This is a genomic window from Chromatiales bacterium 21-64-14 (genome assembly GCA_002255365.1).
Classification (GTDB): Bacteria; Pseudomonadota; Gammaproteobacteria; order 21-64-14; family 21-64-14; genus 21-64-14.
This window is the reverse complement of sequence record NCBI01000019.1, coordinates 31,393-49,213: the sequence shown is the minus strand read 5'-3', so window position 1 is coordinate 49,213 and position 17,821 is coordinate 31,393. Positions and strand designations below refer to the sequence as shown.

The following is a 17,821-nucleotide window of genomic DNA, read 5'->3' as shown; positions in this document are numbered from 1 at the left end:
TGAACCGGAACCCGGCGGCGCGCACTAGGCGTCCTCGGTCGAGCCGGCGCCGGTGTCCAGCAGCGCCGCGACGAACTCCTCGGCGTCGAACACCCGCAGGTCTTCGAGCGCTTCGCCTACGCCGATGAAACGGATCGGAAGCGCCAGCCGCTTGGCGATGGCGAACAAAATCCCGCCCTTCGCGGTGCCGTCCAACTTGGTCAAGGTGATGCCGGTGACCCCCACCGCCGCATGGAACTGAACCGCCTGGTTGACGGCGTTCTGGCCAGTACTGGCGTCCAGGACCAACAGCACCTCGTGGGGTACTGCGGGGTCCAGTTTGCCCAATACGCGCTTGATCTTCTTCAGCTCCTCCATCAGGTTGGACTGGGTGTGCAAGCGCCCGGCGGTGTCCGCGATCAGTACGTCGATGCCGCGGGTCTGAGCCGCCTGCAACGCATCGTAGAGCACCGACGCGGAATCGGCGCCGGTGTGCTGGGCGATGACGGGAACCGCGTTGCGTTCACCCCAGACCTGGAGTTGTTCCACCGCTGCCGCGCGAAAGGTATCGCCCGCGGCCAGCATGACACTCAAGCCATCGGCGCGGAAGCGACTGGCGAGCTTGCCGATGGTGGTGGTCTTGCCGGCGCCATTGACGCCAACCATCAGGATCACGAACGGGCGGATACCGGCGGGGATGCTCAACGGCCGGCTTACCGGCGCCAGGATCCGTCCCATATTTTCACGCAGGGCGGCGAACAGCGCGTCCGCGTCGGTGAGCTGACTGCGCGCCACGCGCCGGGTCAGGTCGCCAATGATCTCCTGGGTGGCATCGATGCCCACGTCCGCCATCAATAGGCGCGTTTCCAGCTCTTCGAGCAGCTCGGCATCGATGGCCTTGCGGCCCAGCACCAGGCTGGCGAGCCCTTCCGTGAGTCCGCTGCTGGTCTTGGCGAGACGCCGCTTTAGGCGTGCAAAGAGTCCGGGCGCTTCGGAGGCCTGCTCCGGCGCTGGTTCTTCACCGCTTCGGGCCTTGCTTTTGCCAAAACCAAACATGGATGTGTGCTGTGGGTGGCCGCGGCTCTGGGAACCGGGTTATCCTACCACCCTCCTGTGGTGGATGATAAGCGCGCTGGATGGCGCGGCTGGGTGGGCATGTTGCAACGCGCGTTCCTGTTGGTCCTGCTGGTTTTCCCGCTCCCGGCATACGCCGGCCCGGTGCATGAATACCGCCTTGACAACGGCTTGCGGATCCTGGTGCAGGAAGATCACCGCGCACCGGTGGTGGTGAGCCAAGTATGGTACAAGGTGGGTTCCGGCTATGAGCATGGCGGGACCACCGGCATCTCCCATGCCCTGGAACACATGATGTTCCAGGGCACGGCCCGGCACCCCGGCGGCGAGTTTTCGCGCGTCATTGCCGCGAACGGTGGCGCGGAGAACGCGTTTACCGGCCGTGACTACACTGCGTATTTCCAAAGCCTCGCCAAGGACCGTTTGCCGATCAGTTTCGCGCTGGAATCCGATCGCATGCACAACCTGTCCTTGAAGGAGGGTGATTTCCGCAAGGAAATCCAGGTGGTCATGGAGGAGCGGCGCCTGCGTACCGATGACAACCCGCAGGCCCTGACCTACGAGCGGTTCAACGCTGCGGCTTTCGTGAGCAGTCCCTACCATCATCCCATCATCGGTTGGATGGATGACCTCAAGAACCTGACGGTGGAAGACCTGCGGGCGTGGTATTCCCGATGGTACGCGCCCAATAACGCGACCCTGGTAGTGGTCGGGGACGTGGATCCCGAGGCGGTGTACCGGATGGCCAAACGCGACTTCGGTCCGCTCAAGGCCGGCCCGGCGCTGGAGATCAAGCCACGCCATGAGCTGGAACAACGCGGGCTGCGTCGTGTCACAGTGGAGGCTCCGGCGGAGCTGCCCTACGTTTTGATGGGTTACCACGTGCCGGTGCTGCGTACCACCAAGGACCGATCGGAGGTCTACGCGCTGGAGATGCTGAGCGGCATCCTGGACGGGGGCGGGGGCGCGCGCCTGACACGGGATCTGGTGCGCGGCGCGCAGGTGGCGGCGTCGGCATCGGCGGGCTACAACCTGTACGCACATCGCGACGACCTGCTGGTGCTGCAGGCGACGCCGGCCCGTGGGCATGACGCGCAGGAGCTGGAGCGGGCCTTGCGCAGGGAGATCCGCCGGTTGCGGGATCAACCGGTCACGCAGGCGGAGCTCGACCGTGTGAAGGCGCAGGTGGTAGCGCACCGCGTATTCGAGCGCGACTCGGTGTTCTATCAGGCCATGCAGCTTGGCACGGTGGCGACTGCGGGGCTCGACTGGCGGGTGCTGGACGAGTACGTGGACCGGGTGCGCGCGGTGACTCCGGCGCAGGTCCAGCAGGTAGCGCGCAAATACCTGATTCCGGAACGGCTCACGGTGGCGGTACTCAAGCCGTTGCCGATCCACGGCCCGCGCCCGCCGCGGACACCCGCCGCCGGCGCTGCGCCGGTGCGTTAACCGGCTCCAGGCGATCCCCGCCATGAAGCGCTCCACGCGCGGACTGCTGTACCTGGCTGCCATCCTGCCGGTCACGCTGCTGTTGCTGGCGTCATTCTACAAACTCGGCATGCATTATCTGGAAGGCAGTGATCGGAATTTCTGGGCGAGCCTGGAGTGGGCCGCGGAAACGCTGACCACCATCGGCTACAGCGACTCGAGCTGGCATAATCCGATGATGGTGTTGTTTGTGATCGGCTCCCAGTTCATGGGCGTTTTTCTGGTATTTATGGTATTTCCACTCTACGTGTTGCCATTCATCGAGGAGCGCTTCGAGGCCCGACTGCCGGGCACGTTGCCCGTCATGGAGGGCAGGCGCTGCGTGCTGGTGTATCGCTACGGACCGGCGGTGGCAATGTTGATCGATGACCTGCTGCGCTTTGGGCGGCACGTCGTGGTGTTCGAGGAGGATCCGGCGAACGCGCGGCGTCTGCTCGAACGGGGCTTTACGGTGGTTCATGCGAGCCTCAATGACGAGCACCTTGACCTCAGTCCGTTGCGTGACGCGGAAGCGATAGTTGCCAATGGCGAGGATCACGATAACGCAGCGCTGGTCTTCATCGCCCGCGAATTGGGTTTCCAGGGGCCCATCTATGCCCTGGTGGAGGATCCGCTGCACCGCGATCTGATCGTCAAGGCGGGAGCCGACGCTGTGTATACCCCGCGGCACGTGCTTGCGGCGGCGCTCGCGGCCAAGGCCGGCGGGCGCATAAGGGGCCGCGTCAGCGGTCTGCAGCAGCTTGGGTCTCACGTCACGGTGACCGAGATGCGCATCCATCCCGAGAGCCCACTGGCCGGCCACACCTTGGCGGAAGTGCGCATGCGCGAGCACTTCGGTGTATCGGTACTGGGGCAGTGGTTGGATGGTGAGTTCAAGGCGGGAGTACGCGGCAGCGCGCGGCTGGAACCCGGCGCCATCATTGTTGCCATCGGCAGCCCGCAGGGTATCGCGCGTCTGGGGGAGATCGCCACGCCGCTCAAACAGGGCGGCGCGATCGTCGTTCTCGGTTTTGGGGAGGTGGGGCAGAAGATCGTCGAGCTGCTGCACGATGCCGGCGAGCGTACCACGGTCATTGACGTGCAGCCGGGGCCGGGTGTGGACGTGGTGGGTAACGCCCTCATACAAGGCACGTTGGAGCGCGCCGGTGTGCGTGATGCCAGTGCGGTCGTGCTGGCGCTCAGTAACGACAACGAGGCCTTGTTCGCGGCCTCGGTGATACGCAGCTATGCCCCGCAGGTTCCGCTGATCGCGCGTGTCAACCAAGCGCAGACGGTGAAGCGGCTCTACCGCGTGGGGACCGATTTCGCATTATCGATCAGCCAAGTCGCGGGCCCGTTGTTGGCTCACCAACTGCTCGGTGAGAAATACGTAAGCCTGGAGCCGACCGTGAGGGTCGTCAAGATTGACGCGTCGTCACTTGTCGGGCAGCACCCGCTCGCGGCGGGAATCCGGGAGCGCTCAGGAGCGCTAGTGGTGGCGCTGGAACGCGAGCGCCAAGTGTTGGTGGAGTTTGGGGAAGATCTGCGCATCGTTCCTGGAGATACGCTGTTCCTGTGTGGCGGGCCGGATACCTTGGACGCATGTTTCGACGCATTTCCCGCCTTGCGTCCACGCAGCCCCGCGCGCGCGCCCTGAACCGCCGGGAAGCCGGGAGTCTGTCAGGCGCCTTGATGTATAGTGCGGGCCAGGAGACGCGAAGATGGAAATGCGAGGCAGTATGGGGAAACGGATCACATGGGGCGCAGGCTGGGCGGCGCTGACACTTGCGATGCTGCTTTGGGCGGTCCCCGGCTGGGCCTTTCCGCCCATCCAGCATTGGGTATTGGCGAATGGGACGCGGGTGTACTTCGTGCCGGCGCCCGGCCTGCCCATGGTGGATCTGCGCGTGGTCTTCGATGCCGGCAGCGCCCGGGACGGCGCCCACCCGGGGCTGGCGCAGTTGACCAATGGACTGCTGGAAGACGGTGCCGGTGATCTGAACGCCGATCAGGTCGCGACCCTGCTCGATGGGCTGGGCGCGCAATTCTCCTCCGGGGCCTTGCGCGACATGGCGTGGGTGTCGTTGCGCAGCCTTGCGCAAGCGCGCAGCCTGAATGAGGCCGCCGGCTTGGTGGCGCGGATCCTCGGTCAGCCGTCCTTTACGGAAACGGACTTCAAACGCGAGCGCAGCCGTATGCGGGTGGCGCTCCGGCAGCAGGAGCAGTCCCTGGGCAGCGTTGCGCAGCGGGTCTTCTACCGGGCGCTCTACCGGAACCATCCCTACGCGGATCCCCCGGAAGGGACCCTCGCCAGCGTCCCTACCCTGAGCCGGGCCGAGGTGCGGGGTTTCTACCGGCGCTATTACGTGGGCCGCAACGCGGTGGTGGCGATCGTGGGTGCGCTGGACCGGCACCAGGCGGAAGCCCTGGCCCAGCGTGCCGCGGGCGCCCTGCCGGCGGGTGCGCCGGCCCCGGCGTTGCCCGCGGTGCCGGCGCTCGGCGCATCGCGTACCGTCGATGTCCATCGCGACTCCAGCCAGACCCACGTGCTGATGGGGGCGCCGGGCATGACCCGCACCGACCCGGACTATTTCCCGCTCTACGTGGGTAACCATATTCTTGGCGGCGGGGGCCTGGTCTCGCGGTTGTCGGAGGACATCCGCGAAAAACGCGGTCTGAGTTATAGCGTGTACAGCTACTTTCTGCCGATGCGGCGCAAGGGACCGTTTCTGATGGGCTTGCAGACCCGCAACGGCCAGACCGCGGAGGCAGTGGCGCTGCTGCATGCGGATCTGCGCCGCTTCGTGGCGGACGGGCCCACGGCGGCGGAGTTGCAGGCGGCCAAGAAAAATATCACTGGCGGGTTTCCCCTGCAGATCGACAGCAACCAGGATATCGTCGGATATTTGGCCATGATCGGTTTCTACGGGCTCCCGCTGGATTACCTTGAGACCTTTACCAAGAAGGTGGAGGCCGTGACCAAGGCGCAGATTCGCGCAGCCTTCCGGCGTCGGGTCGATGCTGGCCGGCTGGTAACGGTGATCGTGGGCGGCGGCGCGACACGTCCCGGTGTCAAGGCGGTCGGTGGGTAGCGTGCATATCCCGGTGGTCCACCGCGGTGGCCGTCGCAGCGCTTGCGCGTGCCCGGCGGATGCCCCGCGCGTGCGTCGACGGCGTGCCCGCTATACCTTTGGCGCCCCGCGGTTCGCGCACCTGGCTCTTGAGGGTGCCCGGCAAATCCCCGCGCCGTTGCGCTCGCCGTCATGAAGCCGGCGGCCCGCAACCGGCTGCGGATCATCGGCGGGCGCTGGCGCGGGCGCCCGGTTCCGTTCCCGCCTGTGCCCGGCCTGCGTCCCACTCCCGACCGGGTACGCGAGACCCTGTTCAACTGGTTGCAGCCGGTGATCGCCGGGGCGCGTTGCCTGGACCTGTTCGCGGGCAGCGGCGCGCTGGGCCTCGAGGCCGCGTCGCGGGGCGCGGCGGAGGTGGTGCTGGTGGAACGCGAGACCCGGGTGGTGGAGGGCTTGCAGGATTTGGTGCGGCGCCTGGATGCCCCTGAGGTCCAGGTGGTGCGCGCCGACGCCCTCGCGTGGCTGGCCAATCCGGTACGTGCCTTCGACGTGGTGTTTTTGGATCCACCCTTCGCCGAGTCGGAACTGCTGGCGGATTGCGCCCGGCGTCTGGAGGACGGCGGTTGGCTGGCCCCCGGCGCGTACCTTTATCTGGAAGCCGGGGGTCGCGCGGGCCTGCCGCCTCTGCCCGCCGCGTGGCGCCTGGTGCGCAGCAAACGCGCCGGCCGGGTGGGGTATCACCTGGCGGTGCGCGATGCTTGAGCCGCGCCGTCATGGGTCCGGATGGGGCGCGCCACAATGCCAGCAGTCGGTGAACTGGCCCTCGATCGGTTCGTTGCAGCGCGGGCAGGTCCAGGCGGGGCCTGCTTCCGGCCCGGTAGTCAACGTCTGTTCCACCAGGACCTGGGCCTGTTGGTAGCGGGCATCGTCCTGGACCCATAGTTCCGGCCAGACTTCGATCAGGGGCAATTCGCCCGCAGCGCCCCCGAGGTACTCGTTCTTGAGCACACAGGGAATGCCCTGTGCCTCCAGCACATTGCGCAGGTGGCTCACCAGCATGCCGTTCTGGGCGGTATAGACGCGTTTCACGGCCGGATCCCCACTCCTCACGATCTCAAGGAAATCCCGATCCACTCTACGGGGCGCGCCCCGGCGCTGGCAAGGCACGCCGGGCGCGGGCTGGAAATGCCCCGCGCTTGCCCCTATGCTCTCTGGCCACGGTCTCCACAGGCGGTGCCGATCCATGGAACTCACGGCGGTCTACCCAGGCACCTTCGATCCCATCACCAACGGCCATGCCGATCTGGTGCAGCGTGGCGCCCGGTTGTTCGACCGGCTGATCGTCGCCATTGCCGCCCATCCCCAGAAGGAACCGTTCTTTTCCCTGGAGGAACGGGTCGCCATGGCCCGCGACGCGGTGCAGGGCATCCGCGGCGTGGAGGTGTGCGGCTTTGATACCCTGCTCGCCGCGTACGTGCGGGAGCGCGGCGCGCGGGTGATTCTGCGGGGACTGCGCGCGGTGTCGGACTTCGAGTACGAGTTCCAGCTCGCCAGCATGAACCGGCAGCTGGCCCCGGAAGTGGAGACCTTGTTCCTCACGCCGGCGGAACGCTATTCGTTTATCTCCTCCAGCCTGGTACGGGAAATCGCATCTCTGGGCGGTGCGGTGGCGGATTTCGTGCATCCCACGGTGGAGGCTGCATTGAAAAGAAGAATCCGCTAATATGCGGTTTCGGGCTTGGCGCCGTGCCCGCCCCCAGTGCTCGGGTTTGTCGCATGTCCTTGATGATCACCGACGAATGCATCAACTGCGATGTCTGTGAGCCGGAGTGCCCGAATACCGCAATTGCCCCCGGTGATGAGGTCTATGTCATCGACGGGGATCGGTGCACCGAATGTGTGGGGCACTACGACACGCCCCAATGCATCGCAGTATGCCCGGTGGATTGCATCGTGCTGAACCCGGAGCGCACCGAAACCCCGGAACAGCTCCTGGTCAAGTATCAGCGGTTGACCGGCGAGTCGGCCTGACACCAGCGGCCCTGCGCCGCCCTACGGCGTTCCCAAGGTTCCAGTCCGCGGTCCGACGGCACGCCCCGATTCCGCGACTACCTTATAAAATGCTTGCAGGGGCACGGGCAGAGCCAGGACCATGGGTGCGCCGGTGGCCGTGAACGTCAGCGCGATCTGGTAAGGACCTGCTGCCTGGTGCCCGGCGAGCAACCGATAGCGGTGTCCGCGCGGCAGGGCCTCGAGTTGCAGCACGGTGCGGTTCCCGCGCCGCTCTACCCGATAGCCACCGAAGGGCCGCGCCAGCGGCTCGCCGATGAAGATGCCCTGTCCTGGCCATGCCACGCTCTTCCAATAGGCGTCCAGCAGGGTTTCCCCCTGCAGGTAGCGCCGCATGACGATCTTGGGGTCCGGGAATTTCTCCGGGAAGTTGCAGGGCTCCACCACGGTCCCGTAGCTGCCGGTGGCACCCGCCTGCAGCCAGCGCAGGCTGCTCATCTGAGTCGTGGTAGTCAGGGCGCCGCCGGTAGAGGTCAGGTGGTCCGCGATGGCGCCCGGCAGAAACCGGTTGGTGTCCAGGTCGGGTACCGTCACCGCGCCGATGAAATAGAACAGGATGTCGCGGCGGTGGGCTAGGAACTCCGCACGCACGATCCTGACCCGCAGTTCGCCGCCCAGCGCCCGTACCGCCGCCGGGTAGCCGCGGGCCCGCACGTTGCGGGCCTGGTCCGATGTGCTTACCAAATAGGCGGTGCCTTTGGGGAAGGTGTGGTCCGCCGCGACTCCCCGGTCGATGAGGGCCCGCACCTGCGCGAAGGACTTGCCCGCCAGTGCCATGGTGGGGCGCAGCCCAAAGTCCCGATAGGGCCGCGTGCTGTTGGAGTCGAAGGCACGGTTGAACCGGGTGGGTTTGCAGCCGGAGGCGCAGAACCCGGGATCGTAGCCTGCCGCGAACGCCGTGGTGATGGACATGCAGCCGACCCGATAGGGCGCGGTCCAGGTGAGGACATAGGCCTGAACCGCGGGCGGGGTGTTGGCGTCCACTGCCGCTTTAAGGGGCGCGAACTGCTGCGGACTCATCTCCGGCTGTCCCGGGGCAAAACGCACGTGGATCAGGTTGCGCGCCGGAATCCCGCGCCGTGCCTGATAATAGGCGGCGATGCGCCGGCTCAGGGGGTCCGCATCGTTGACGATTACCGCCACTTGCGCCGGGCCCAGGGCGGTCTTCGGCACCTGAACGGCGATCGGAGGCGCGGCGCACGCGGGGGATCCCGCCAGCAGCAGGGCGGCGAGCCACACGGCACGCAACCGGGGCCAGCCAACGGCGCGGACGGAGGGGGCGTTCACCGTTGGCAGTGGCTGCAATAGAAGGTGGAGCGCTGCCCCTGGCGGATCCCCTGTACCGGCCGCGCGCAGGTTACGCATGGGGCGCCCGCGCGCTGGTAGACCCGCAGGTGCAACTGGAAATAGCCGGGGCGGTCCTCGCCATTGCGAAAGTCCCGCAGGGTCGTGCCGCCCTGCCGCAGAGATTCCTCCAGCACCTGCTGGATCGCCGCTACGAGCGGCTCGTACCGCGCGCACGCGATGCGGCCCGCGGACCGCAGCGGATGGATGCCCGCCAGGAACAGCGCCTCGTTCACGTAGATGTTGCCCAGGCCGGCGACCATGCGGCTGTTCATGAGGAAATGTTTGATAGCCACCCGCCGGCCGCGGGACCGGGCGCACAGGTCCGCGGCCTGGAGGTGGGGTGCGAGCGGCTCGGGACCCAAGTGACACAGCAGCGGGTGGCGATGGGGATCCACCGTGGTCCACAGGACACACCCGAAGCGGCGCGGATCCCGCAGCCGCAGACAACGGCCGTTGTCCAGTTGGATTTCCACATGGTCGTAGGGTTCCGGCGCAGTGTCGGTGGCAGTGACCCGGAGGCTGCCGGACATCCCCAGGTGCAGGATCACCGTGCCCCGGGAGGTGCGCAGCAGCAGATACTTGGCGCGGCGTTCCAGGGTCTCCACCTGGGCCCCGGGCAGGGTCCGGATGAGTGCTCCCGGCACCGGCCAGCGCAGGCGCCGGTCGCGGACTATCACGCCGGTGACCTTTCGGCCGATGACATGGGGGGAAAGCCCCCGGCGGGTGATCTCAACTTCGGGTAGTTCAGGCATTGTTCATTTGTATCGCGGGACGCGGGTCGGATAGTATTGGAATTTCATATCATTTCAAATCGCTGGGTTGGCCCGCGGGCCGCTGGAGCCATGGAAGCACCCTACAGAAACCTCGTTCGCCCGGCCGGTTCCCCCGCCACGCGTCGGCGCGGCACATGGCACCTAGCCCTGCTCTGCGGGTGGCTGCTGGTGGGTGCGGCCTTGTGTCCGGTCCACGGGCAGGGTACCAAGGTCCTACCCAAAGCCAATGACAGCCAGCAGGTCACCCTGAATTTGAAGGACACGGACTTGCAGGCCCTGATCGCCACGGTGGCGGAAATCACCGGCAAGAATTTCGTGGTAGATCCCCGGGTACAGGGCAAGGTGACGGTGATCTCCTCGCGGCCCATGAACCAGAATGAATTGTATCAGGTATTCCTGTCCATCTTGCAGGTGCACGGGTTCGCGGCGGTGCCGGCGGGAGCGGTGATCAAGATCGTCCCGGACGTGACCGCCAAGCAGGACGCCATCCCCACCGCGACTCGGGAGAATCCCGGCTCCGGGGACGAGATGGTCACCCGGGTGATACACGTGAACAATGTCTCTGCCGCCCAGCTGGTCCCTATTCTGCGCCCGCTGGTGCCCCAGCAGGGGCACTTGGCGGCCTATCCGTCCTCCAACATGCTGGTGATCTCGGACCGTGCCGACAATGTCGAGCGCCTGGTACGGATCATCCGGCGCATCGACGCCTCCGGTACCAGTGATGTGGATATCGTACCGTTGCAGCACGCCTCGGCGGCGGACGTGGTTCGGGTCCTTGGTTCGCTGCTGCAGACCGAGCAGCAGGGCAGGGGGCCGGGCAACGGGCCGATGGTGATCGCCGATGAGCGTACCAACAGCGTGCTGATCGGCGGCCCGCGCGCCGACCGGGCGCGGCTCAAGGCGATCATTGCCCATCTGGATACCCCGATGAAGTCCACCGGCAACACCCAGGTGGTCTATCTGCACTACGCGGATGCGAAGGATCTGGTGCCGGTGTTGCAATCCGTGGTGAAGGGTCAGAGCGGGAAAGGCGTGGGCGGGGCAGCCGGTGCCACCGGGTCCCAGAGCGTTGAGATCAGCGCCGATCAGGCCACCAATGCCCTGGTCATTACTGCCCCCCCCGACGTGCAGCGCTCCCTGCGCGCCGTCGTCCGGCAGCTCGACATCCGCCGTGCCCAGGTGCTGGTGGAGGCGGTGATCGCCGAGGTCTCCGCGAACAAGGCCGCGCAACTGGGGGTGCAGTTCAATGCGGCCCAGAACTTCGATGCGACTGGTCCGGTGGCAGGCACCAACTTCACCACCGGAGGTTCCTCGGTGACCAGCGTCGCCGCCAATCCGCTCGGCGCCCTGGGCGACGGTCTTGCCCTCGGATTTGTCCAAGGCACCAGCACGTTGTTCGGGACCCAGTTCTTGAACATTTCCACCCTGATCCAGGCGCTGGCCTCCGACACATCGACCAATATTCTGTCGACGCCCACGCTGCTCACAATGGACAACCAGGAAGCGGAGATCGTGGTAGGCCAGACCGTGCCGTTCGTTACCGGCCAGTTCACCAACACCGGCAACACCAGCACCACCGGTGTCGTGAATCCGTTCCAAACCATTCAGCGCCAGGATGTGGGTCTTACCCTGAAGGTCAAGCCTCAGATCCACGAAGGGGACACGGTCAAGCTCGATATTCAACAAGAGGTATCCAGCCTGACCAATAGCACGGTGGCCGCTGACCCGATTACCAACAAGCGTTCGATCAAGACCAGCGTCCTGGTGGATAGCGGCAAGATTGTGGTGCTGGGTGGCCTGATCCAAGAGACCCACGACGAGAGCGTGGAGAAGGTTCCAGTGTTGGGTGACATCCCGGTGATCGGTGCGTTCTTCCGGAGCAAATCGAGTACGTTGAATAAGACCAATTTGATGGTGTTCCTGCGCCCAGTGATCATGCGTGACACCGGGCTGGCCAGCGCGTACACCGCCGAGAAGTACAACTACATTCGTGCCCAGCAAATGGCGCTGCAGAGCAAGGGCGTGTTCCTTATGCCCCGGGCCCGGGCACCGATGCTTCCGGAACTCAGCCGGTACACCCAGTTGCCGCCGCCGTTCGACGGCGAGGCCCCGACCACGGCCGGACCCGGCACCGCCGGGTCCGGGCAGCCGTAACCCTAGCCCCGCCCATGGCGACGGAATCGACTCTGGAGCGCTATGGGGTCCCTCAGCCGGTCCCCGGCGTGCCCGCCGATGCCTGGGAAGACGGCGTCATATCCAGGCCGTCGTTTATTTTCGCCCGGCGCCATGGGTTGCTGGTCACTGGCCGCGAGGATGGTTGCGCGGTCGTCGCCTGCCGTGTTGGGGTGAGCAGCCAGGCCCTCGCGGAGTTACGCCGTTTCCTGGGGCGGCCCCTGCGCCTGCAGACGATATCCAGCGAACAGTTCGACTTGTTGTTGGGCTCCTCCTATCAGGAAAACACTAACCACGCCATGTCAATGATGGAGGACCTGGGGGATGAGATGGATCTGTCCCGGGTGGCGCAACAGCTCTCAGAACCCACTGACCTGCTGGAGAGCCAAGACGACGCGCCCATTATCCGCTTGATCAACGCACTACTCACCGAGGCGGTGAAGGAAGACGCCTCGGATATCCACATTGAGCCGTTCGAAAACCGGCTGGTGGTGCGGTTCCGGGTGGATGGTGTGTTGCGGGAAGTGCTCACACCGCCGCGCCAGGTCGCCCCCCTGATCGTCTCCCGGGTAAAGGTCATGGCGCGGCTGGACATAGCGGAGAAGCGCTTGCCCCAGGATGGGCGTATCTCCCTGCGGGTCGCCGGGCGCGCGGTGGACGTGCGGGTGTCCACCCTGCCGTCCGGCCATGGTGAGCGGGTGGTGCTGCGTTTGTTGGACAAGCAGGCCGGGCGCCTGGACCTGGAACACCTGGGTATGGCCGTGGAAACCCTGCATGTGATCGATCAGGTGATCCACCGGCCGCACGGGATCGTGCTGGTTACCGGCCCCACCGGATCCGGCAAGACCACTACCCTGTACGCAGCCATCACGCGCCTCAACGACCGCAGCCGCAACATCATGACTGTGGAGGACCCTATCGAGTATTACTTGGACGGCATCGGCCAGACCCAGGTCAACACCAAGGTGGACATGAGCTTCGCGCGCGGCCTGCGCGCTATTCTGCGCCAGGATCCAGACGTGGTGATGGTAGGCGAAATCCGCGATCTGGAGACCGCGCAGATAGCAGTACAGGCGAGTTTGACGGGTCACCTGGTGTTTTCGACCTTGCATACCAACACCGCGGTAGGTGCGGTGACGCGGTTGCGGGATATGGGGGTGGAGCCGTTCCTGCTTGCATCGAGCCTGATCGGCACCCTGGCCCAGCGCCTGGTGCGGACGTTGTGTCCCCACTGCAAGACGGCCTATACACCGTCCCGCGGAGAGTGCGAGGCCTTTGGGTTGGATCCTGATGCGCCACCTACCCTGCACCGGCCCAACGGTTGCGAGCACTGCAGTTTCCTGGGATACCGCGGGCGTACGGGTATCTACGAGCTGGTGGCCTTGGACGACCCGATGCGCACTATGATCCATGACGGCGCCGGTGAGCACGAGCTGGAGACTTATGCGCGGAAACTCGGTCCCAGCATCCGCCAGGACGGGCGCCGTCGCATCCTGACCGGCGACACCTCGGTGGAGGAGGTGTTGCGGGTCACCCGGGAGGACTGATCTGCCTCCCGGTCCAGACGGCGCGGGTGGTGGCCGTCCGAGCCGTCCCAGTAGAACAATTCTGATCCCGGCCGGGTGTGCGTCGAGAACTCGCAACCCACGACCGGTACGACGATCTATCCGCCGCAACCGTAACGAGCCCCCGACGCCGGAGTCCTGATGGGTGCCTTCGAATACAACGCCCTCGATGAGAAAGGCCGGGAACGCACGGGCGTGCTGGAGGGGGATACCGCCCGCCAAGTGCGTCAGCGGTTGCGCGAAAAGGGCCTCGTTCCATTGTCGGTGGACGAGGTGGTGCGCCGCGAGTCCGGTGGTACCCGCCGTCCCCTGGTGCGCCGCCGGGTCAGCGCCACAGATCTGGCGTTGATCACCCGCCAGCTCGCCACCCTGGTGCGCGCCGGTCTCCCGCTCGAAGAGGTGTTCCATGCGGTGGCCCGGCAGACCGAAAAACCCCGGCTTCAGAGCATGCTGCTGGCGGTCCGTTCGCGCATCACGGAGGGCCATGACATGGCCACTGGGCTTGCGGATTTCCCGCATGTGTTCCCGGAGTTATACCGGGCGACGGTAGGCGCCGGTGAGCAGTCCGGCTACCTGGAGGCGGTGTTGGAGCGGCTTGCCGACTACACCGAGACCCGCCAGCAGTTGCACCAACGCATCCAACTCGCCTTGCTCTATCCGGTCATATTGACCCTGGTGGCGCTGGCGGTGGTCACGGGCCTGCTGGCCTACGTGGTGCCCCAGGTCGTGCAGGTATTCACCAACCTCAATCAGCAGCTCCCGGTGCTGACGCGCGGCTTGATCGCCGTCAGCGATTTTCTGCGTGCGAACTGGGGCCTGATTCTGGTGGTCCTGATCGCAGCAGGGGCGGGGACCACGTATGTATTGCGCCTGCCAGGGCCCCGACGCCAGTTCCATCGCTTTCAGCTTCGGATCCCGCTGTTGGCGCGTTTGGTGCGCGGGCTCAACACCGCGCGCTTCGCGCGCACCCTCAGCATCCTGGTGGAAAGCGGCGTCCCGGTACTGGAGGCCCTTCGGATCGCCGCCCAGGTGATGTCCAACCTTCCCATGCGCGCGGCGGTGGAAGACGCGGCGGCACGGGTGCGGGAGGGGGCGACTCTGCACGGTGCCCTGGAGGCCAGTGGCCTGTTCCCGCCCATGATCGTAAGCCTGATCGCCAGTGGCGAGGCCAGCGGTAATCTGGAGGGGATGCTGGATCGGGCCGCGGTGAGCCAAGAACGGGAGATCGAGACCCTGATCTCGGCCCTGCTGGGCCTGTTTGAGCCCTTGCTGATCCTGCTCATGGGCGGCATGGTGTTGGTGATCGTTATCGCCATCCTGCTGCCTATTTTCGACCTCAACCAGCTGGTGAAGTAGCGCGCCACGCCGATCGTCCATCGGGCCTGCATCCCCGCTCGCTTGTTTCACGGTGGGATTCCGGTAAACAATACGCCGGGCATCCTGTCCAGCGGGAGGAGTCGGAGCCGTGCCGCGTACCACAAAAGAATACGTTGCCCATGTCCAGTGGTTTCGGGACTCCGCGCCCTATATCAACGCGCACCGGGGGCGTACCTTCGTGGTCGTGTTCGGCGGCGAAGCGGTGGCGGATCCGCGGTTTCCCAACCTGGTCCACGATATCGCGCTGCTCCACAGCCTGGGGGTGAAGCTGGTGCTGGTGCATGGCGCGCGCCCGCAGATCGAGGATCGTCTGCGGGCGCACGGCGCACAGTTGCACTATGTCAATGGCCTGCGGATCACCGATGACGCGGCGCTCGCGTGCGTGAAGGACGCTGCGGGCAGCGTGCGGGTGGAGATCGAGGCGCTGCTGTCCATGGGGCTTGCCAACACGCCCATGTCCGGTGCCCGGCTCCGGGTCGCCTCCGGAAATTTCGTGGTGGCCCGCCCGCTGGGCGTGCGCGACGGCGTGGATTATCTGCACACCGGGGAGGTGCGTCGCGTGGACGGGGAATCGATCCGCCGCCACCTGGACGGCAACGCCATCGTGCTGTTGTCCCCGATCGGTTATTCCCCTACCGGCGAGGTGTTCAACCTGAGCGCCGAGGATGTGGCATGCGCCGCGGCGGTCAGCCTGCGCGCCGACAAGCTCCTGGGGCTGGTGGAGGAGGCCGGCGTGGTAGACGCGCGCCGGCGTTTGGTGCCGCAACTCACACCTCTGGAGGCGGAACGCAGGCTTCATGGGCGGCGCCGGCTTCCCGAGGACGTGGCGCGCCACCTGGCCGCGGCGGTGGAGGCATGCCGTGCCGGTGTGCCGCGCGCGCACCTGGTGAGCCGTCACGTGGATGGTGCCTTGCTCCTGGAACTCTTCACCCGTGAGGGGGCGGGTACACTGGTCACCTCCGAGGTCTTCGAGGGGATCCGTACTGCGACCATCGACGACGTCGGTGGAATCCTGGAGCTCATCGCCCCCCTGGAGGCGGAGGGGGTCCTGGTGCGCCGCTCCCGGGAGCGGCTGGAGATGGAGATCGAGCGTTTTTCGGTAGTGGAACGCGACGGGATGATTGTCGCCTGCGGTGGTTTGTACCCCTTCCCCGAGGAGCGCTGTGCGGAACTCGCCTGCCTGGCGGTTCATCCCGATTATCGTAGTGCGGGCCGCGGCGACGCCTTGTTGCAGTACCTGGAGCGCAAGGCGTCGGACTTGAGTATTCAGCGGTTGTTCGTCCTCACGACGCGCACCGCCCACTGGTTCCGTGAGCGTGGATTCGAGGCGGCGGAGCCGCGCCAGCTTCCGATCCAGCGCCAGCGGCTCTACAACTTTCAGCGCAACTCCAAGGTGTTCATGAAGCGGCTGCGGGTGGGCAAGGCAGTTTGAGTCTCGCTACCTGTAAGGAATGCGGTACCGGGGCGACTTAACCCGCATTATGCATGAACGTTCGCGCAGGGCAGTGCGGTCCGCGCCGCCCTGGGGGCAAGGCCGGGGCGATGGGGTCCCAGGGCACGGTAAGCGATCCCGAGAGCCTCCGCCCACGCACTGACCGGCGGACCGTGTGTCGCGCCACTGGCCTGAGAGGTGTGCCAGGCGGGCCGCACGGATTCTACATGTGGCCCACAGTCCCGCACTGGAGCACTCGCCGCCCTTGCGGATAATGTCGGTAGGTGCCAGCGGGACCGGACCCGATGTTCTGTTCGATCCACCCAACTGTCTTATCGAGGTGATCTCCCGTGGAAGTAATGCTCTTCGCCTGCATTGTGTTTCTCGCCTATGCCAACGGAGCCAACGACAACTCGAAGGGTGTTGCGACCCTGTTCGGGAGCGGTGTCACCCAGTACCGGGGTGCGATCCTGTGGGGTACTCTGGCGACCCTGCTGGGCTCGCTCATGGCGGTGTTCATTGCCAAGGGCTTGCTGGGCACCTTCAGCGGTAAGGGGCTGGTGCCGAACGCGGTGGCGCTCATGCCGAGCTTCACCGTCGCGGTGGCCCTGGCGGCGGCCCTGACAGTCATGTTGGCGGTGCGGTTGGGGATGCCGATTTCCACGACCCACGCGTTGGTGGGCGCACTGGTGGGCGCCGGTTGGTTCGCGTCGCGGGCGGGAGTGGACACGGGCCAGCTATGGCACAGCTTTTTCATGCCCTTGCTGGTAAGTCCGCTGTTGGCTATTGCTGCCGCGGCGCTGGTCTACCCGGTGGTGCGCTATGTGCGGCGCGCGCTTGGCATCACCCGTCAGACCTGCGTATGTATCGGGCAAGAGATCGTGGCGAGCGTGCCGGAGGGTACCGTGGACGCGCGTGCCGCGGTGATGGCTCAGGCCCAGTCCCTGCCGATCGTGCGCGTGGGCGTGAAGCCGGCGTGCATGGACCGCTACACGGGGCGGGTCGTGGGGGTGGAGTGCGACCGCGCGGTCCACGTCATGCACTATCTCAGTGCCGGCGCGGTGAGCTTCGCCCGCGGGGTGAACGATACCCCGAAAATGGCGGCGATCCTCCTGTTGACCGGTGGCCTCAGCGCCCAGGCCGGCATCACGCTGGTGGGGATCGTGATCGCGATTGGCGGATGGCTGAGCGCGCGCCGGGTTGCTGAGACCATGGGCCATCGCATCACCGGGATGAACCCGGGTCAGGGCTTGGTGGCCAACTTGGTGACGTCCACCCTGGTGCTGGGCGCTTCGGCCCTGGGCATGCCGGTGTCCACCACCCACGTTTCGTGCGGGGCGCTGTTCGGGATCGGGACCGTGACGGGACAGGGTCGCTGGGGGACCATCGGCGCCATCACGTTGTCCTGGGTGGTTACCCTGCCGGTGGCTGCGTTGTTGGGCGCCGCGGGCTTCGCGGCCCTGAGGGGGTTGGGAGGGTAACGGAAGGGAGTGG

The 17,821-nt window shown here is 66.0% G+C and carries 15 protein-coding genes; 11 read left to right on the top strand and 4 right to left on the bottom strand.

The window, feature by feature from the left end; translation table 11 throughout:
- Nucleotides 1–24 precede the first annotated feature (24 nt).
- On the bottom strand, nt 25–1,035 hold the full coding sequence (locus tag B7Z66_10020; GenBank protein OYV76140.1) for a signal recognition particle-docking protein FtsY: 1,011 nt from the start codon (nt 1,033–1,035) through the stop codon (nt 25–27).
- 99 nt (nt 1,036–1,134) lie between these two features.
- Here B7Z66_10020 and B7Z66_10015 point away from each other — a divergent pair, with 99 nt between their 5' ends.
- The 4 genes from B7Z66_10015 to B7Z66_10000 all read left to right on the top strand — a co-directional run bounded on the left by B7Z66_10015 (nt 1,135) and on the right by B7Z66_10000 (nt 6,353).
- Entirely contained in the window at nt 1,135–2,502 is a 1,368-nt protein-coding gene (locus tag B7Z66_10015) for a peptidase M16 (GenBank protein ID OYV76168.1), read from the top strand.
- A 22-nt stretch (nt 2,503–2,524) separates the two neighbouring features.
- Complete coding sequence (locus B7Z66_10010; protein ID OYV76139.1) at nt 2,525–4,177, top strand: hypothetical protein; 1,653 nt, start codon at nt 2,525–2,527, stop codon at nt 4,175–4,177.
- A 64-nt stretch (nt 4,178–4,241) separates the two neighbouring features.
- Complete coding sequence (locus B7Z66_10005; protein OYV76138.1) at nt 4,242–5,612, top strand: peptidase M16; 1,371 nt, start codon at nt 4,242–4,244, stop codon at nt 5,610–5,612.
- A 171-nt stretch (nt 5,613–5,783) separates the two neighbouring features.
- The gene (locus tag B7Z66_10000; GenBank protein ID OYV76137.1) at nt 5,784–6,353 is read left to right on the top strand and encodes a 16S rRNA (guanine(966)-N(2))-methyltransferase RsmD; all 570 of its coding nucleotides are present in this window, start codon (nt 5,784–5,786) and stop codon (nt 6,351–6,353) included.
- Nucleotides 6,354–6,362: 9 nt separating this feature from the next.
- Here the strand turns inward: B7Z66_10000 and B7Z66_09995 are convergent, their stop codons facing one another.
- Nucleotides 6,363–6,680 carry a hypothetical protein gene (locus B7Z66_09995; protein OYV76136.1) on the bottom strand — a complete coding sequence of 106 codons (318 nt, stop codon included), beginning with the start codon at nt 6,678–6,680 and terminating at the stop codon, nt 6,363–6,365.
- A gap of 154 nt (nt 6,681–6,834) precedes the next feature.
- Between B7Z66_09995 and B7Z66_09990 the strand changes: the two genes are divergently transcribed.
- Both B7Z66_09990 and B7Z66_09985 read left to right on the top strand, forming a co-directional pair.
- The gene (locus B7Z66_09990) at nt 6,835–7,314 is read left to right on the top strand and encodes a pantetheine-phosphate adenylyltransferase (GenBank protein OYV76135.1); all 480 of its coding nucleotides are present in this window, start codon (nt 6,835–6,837) and stop codon (nt 7,312–7,314) included.
- A gap of 53 nt (nt 7,315–7,367) precedes the next feature.
- Entirely contained in the window at nt 7,368–7,622 is a 255-nt protein-coding gene (locus B7Z66_09985; protein ID OYV76134.1) for a ferredoxin, read from the top strand.
- Nucleotides 7,623–7,643: 21 nt separating this feature from the next.
- Here B7Z66_09985 and B7Z66_09980 read toward each other — a convergent pair whose 3' ends face one another.
- Both B7Z66_09980 and B7Z66_09975 read right to left on the bottom strand, forming a co-directional pair.
- Nucleotides 7,644–9,026, bottom strand: a complete 1,383-nt coding sequence (locus B7Z66_09980) for a hypothetical protein (protein ID OYV76133.1) — start codon at nt 9,024–9,026, stop codon at nt 7,644–7,646.
- Entirely contained in the window at nt 8,945–9,760 is an 816-nt protein-coding gene (locus tag B7Z66_09975) for a DNA-formamidopyrimidine glycosylase (GenBank protein OYV76132.1), read from the bottom strand. The genes B7Z66_09980 and B7Z66_09975 overlap by 82 nt, the downstream gene beginning before the upstream one ends.
- 90 nt (nt 9,761–9,850) lie before the next feature.
- Here B7Z66_09975 and B7Z66_09970 point away from each other — a divergent pair, with 90 nt between their 5' ends.
- The 5 genes from B7Z66_09970 (at nt 9,851) to B7Z66_09950 (ending at nt 17,808) form a co-directional block, all read left to right on the top strand.
- Entirely contained in the window at nt 9,851–11,935 is a 2,085-nt protein-coding gene (locus B7Z66_09970; GenBank protein OYV76131.1) for a type II secretion system protein GspD, read from the top strand.
- A gap of 14 nt (nt 11,936–11,949) precedes the next feature.
- On the top strand, nt 11,950–13,500 hold the full coding sequence (locus B7Z66_09965) for a type II secretion system protein GspE (protein OYV76130.1): 1,551 nt from the start codon (nt 11,950–11,952) through the stop codon (nt 13,498–13,500).
- A 159-nt stretch (nt 13,501–13,659) separates the two neighbouring features.
- Nucleotides 13,660–14,874 (top strand): type II secretion system protein GspF, encoded by a 1,215-nt coding sequence (locus tag B7Z66_09960; protein ID OYV76129.1) that lies wholly within the window; start codon nt 13,660–13,662, stop codon nt 14,872–14,874.
- Between the two features lie 109 nt (nt 14,875–14,983).
- A complete protein-coding gene (locus B7Z66_09955) occupies nt 14,984–16,327 on the top strand; it encodes an amino-acid N-acetyltransferase (GenBank protein ID OYV76128.1) in 1,344 nt (447 codons plus the stop codon).
- A 359-nt stretch (nt 16,328–16,686) separates the two neighbouring features.
- Nucleotides 16,687–17,808: a phosphate permease gene (locus tag B7Z66_09950; GenBank protein ID OYV76127.1), complete on the top strand. Its 1,122-nt coding sequence runs from the start codon at nt 16,687–16,689 to the stop codon at nt 17,806–17,808.
- Nucleotides 17,809–17,821 lie beyond the last annotated feature (13 nt).

Coding starts and splice junctions, on each gene's coding strand:
- B7Z66_10020 (OYV76140.1), bottom strand. CDS start 1,035: ATGTTTGGTTTTGGCAAAAGCAAGGCCCGAAGCGGTGAAGAACCAGCG.
- B7Z66_10015 (OYV76168.1), top strand. CDS start 1,135: ATGTTGCAACGCGCGTTCCTGTTGGTCCTGCTGGTTTTCCCGCTCCCG.
- B7Z66_10010 (OYV76139.1), top strand. CDS start 2,525: ATGAAGCGCTCCACGCGCGGACTGCTGTACCTGGCTGCCATCCTGCCG.
- B7Z66_10005 (OYV76138.1), top strand. CDS start 4,242: ATGGAAATGCGAGGCAGTATGGGGAAACGGATCACATGGGGCGCAGGC.
- B7Z66_10000 (OYV76137.1), top strand. CDS start 5,784: ATGAAGCCGGCGGCCCGCAACCGGCTGCGGATCATCGGCGGGCGCTGG.
- B7Z66_09990 (OYV76135.1), top strand. CDS start 6,835: ATGGAACTCACGGCGGTCTACCCAGGCACCTTCGATCCCATCACCAAC.
- B7Z66_09985 (OYV76134.1), top strand. CDS start 7,368: ATGTCCTTGATGATCACCGACGAATGCATCAACTGCGATGTCTGTGAG.
- B7Z66_09980 (OYV76133.1), bottom strand. CDS start 9,026: ATGCGTAACCTGCGCGCGGCCGGTACAGGGGATCCGCCAGGGGCAGCG.
- B7Z66_09975 (OYV76132.1), bottom strand. CDS start 9,760: ATGCCTGAACTACCCGAAGTTGAGATCACCCGCCGGGGGCTTTCCCCC.
- B7Z66_09970 (OYV76131.1), top strand. CDS start 9,851: ATGGAAGCACCCTACAGAAACCTCGTTCGCCCGGCCGGTTCCCCCGCC.
- B7Z66_09965 (OYV76130.1), top strand. CDS start 11,950: ATGGCGACGGAATCGACTCTGGAGCGCTATGGGGTCCCTCAGCCGGTC.
- B7Z66_09960 (OYV76129.1), top strand. CDS start 13,660: ATGGGTGCCTTCGAATACAACGCCCTCGATGAGAAAGGCCGGGAACGC.
- B7Z66_09950 (OYV76127.1), top strand. CDS start 16,687: ATGCTCTTCGCCTGCATTGTGTTTCTCGCCTATGCCAACGGAGCCAAC.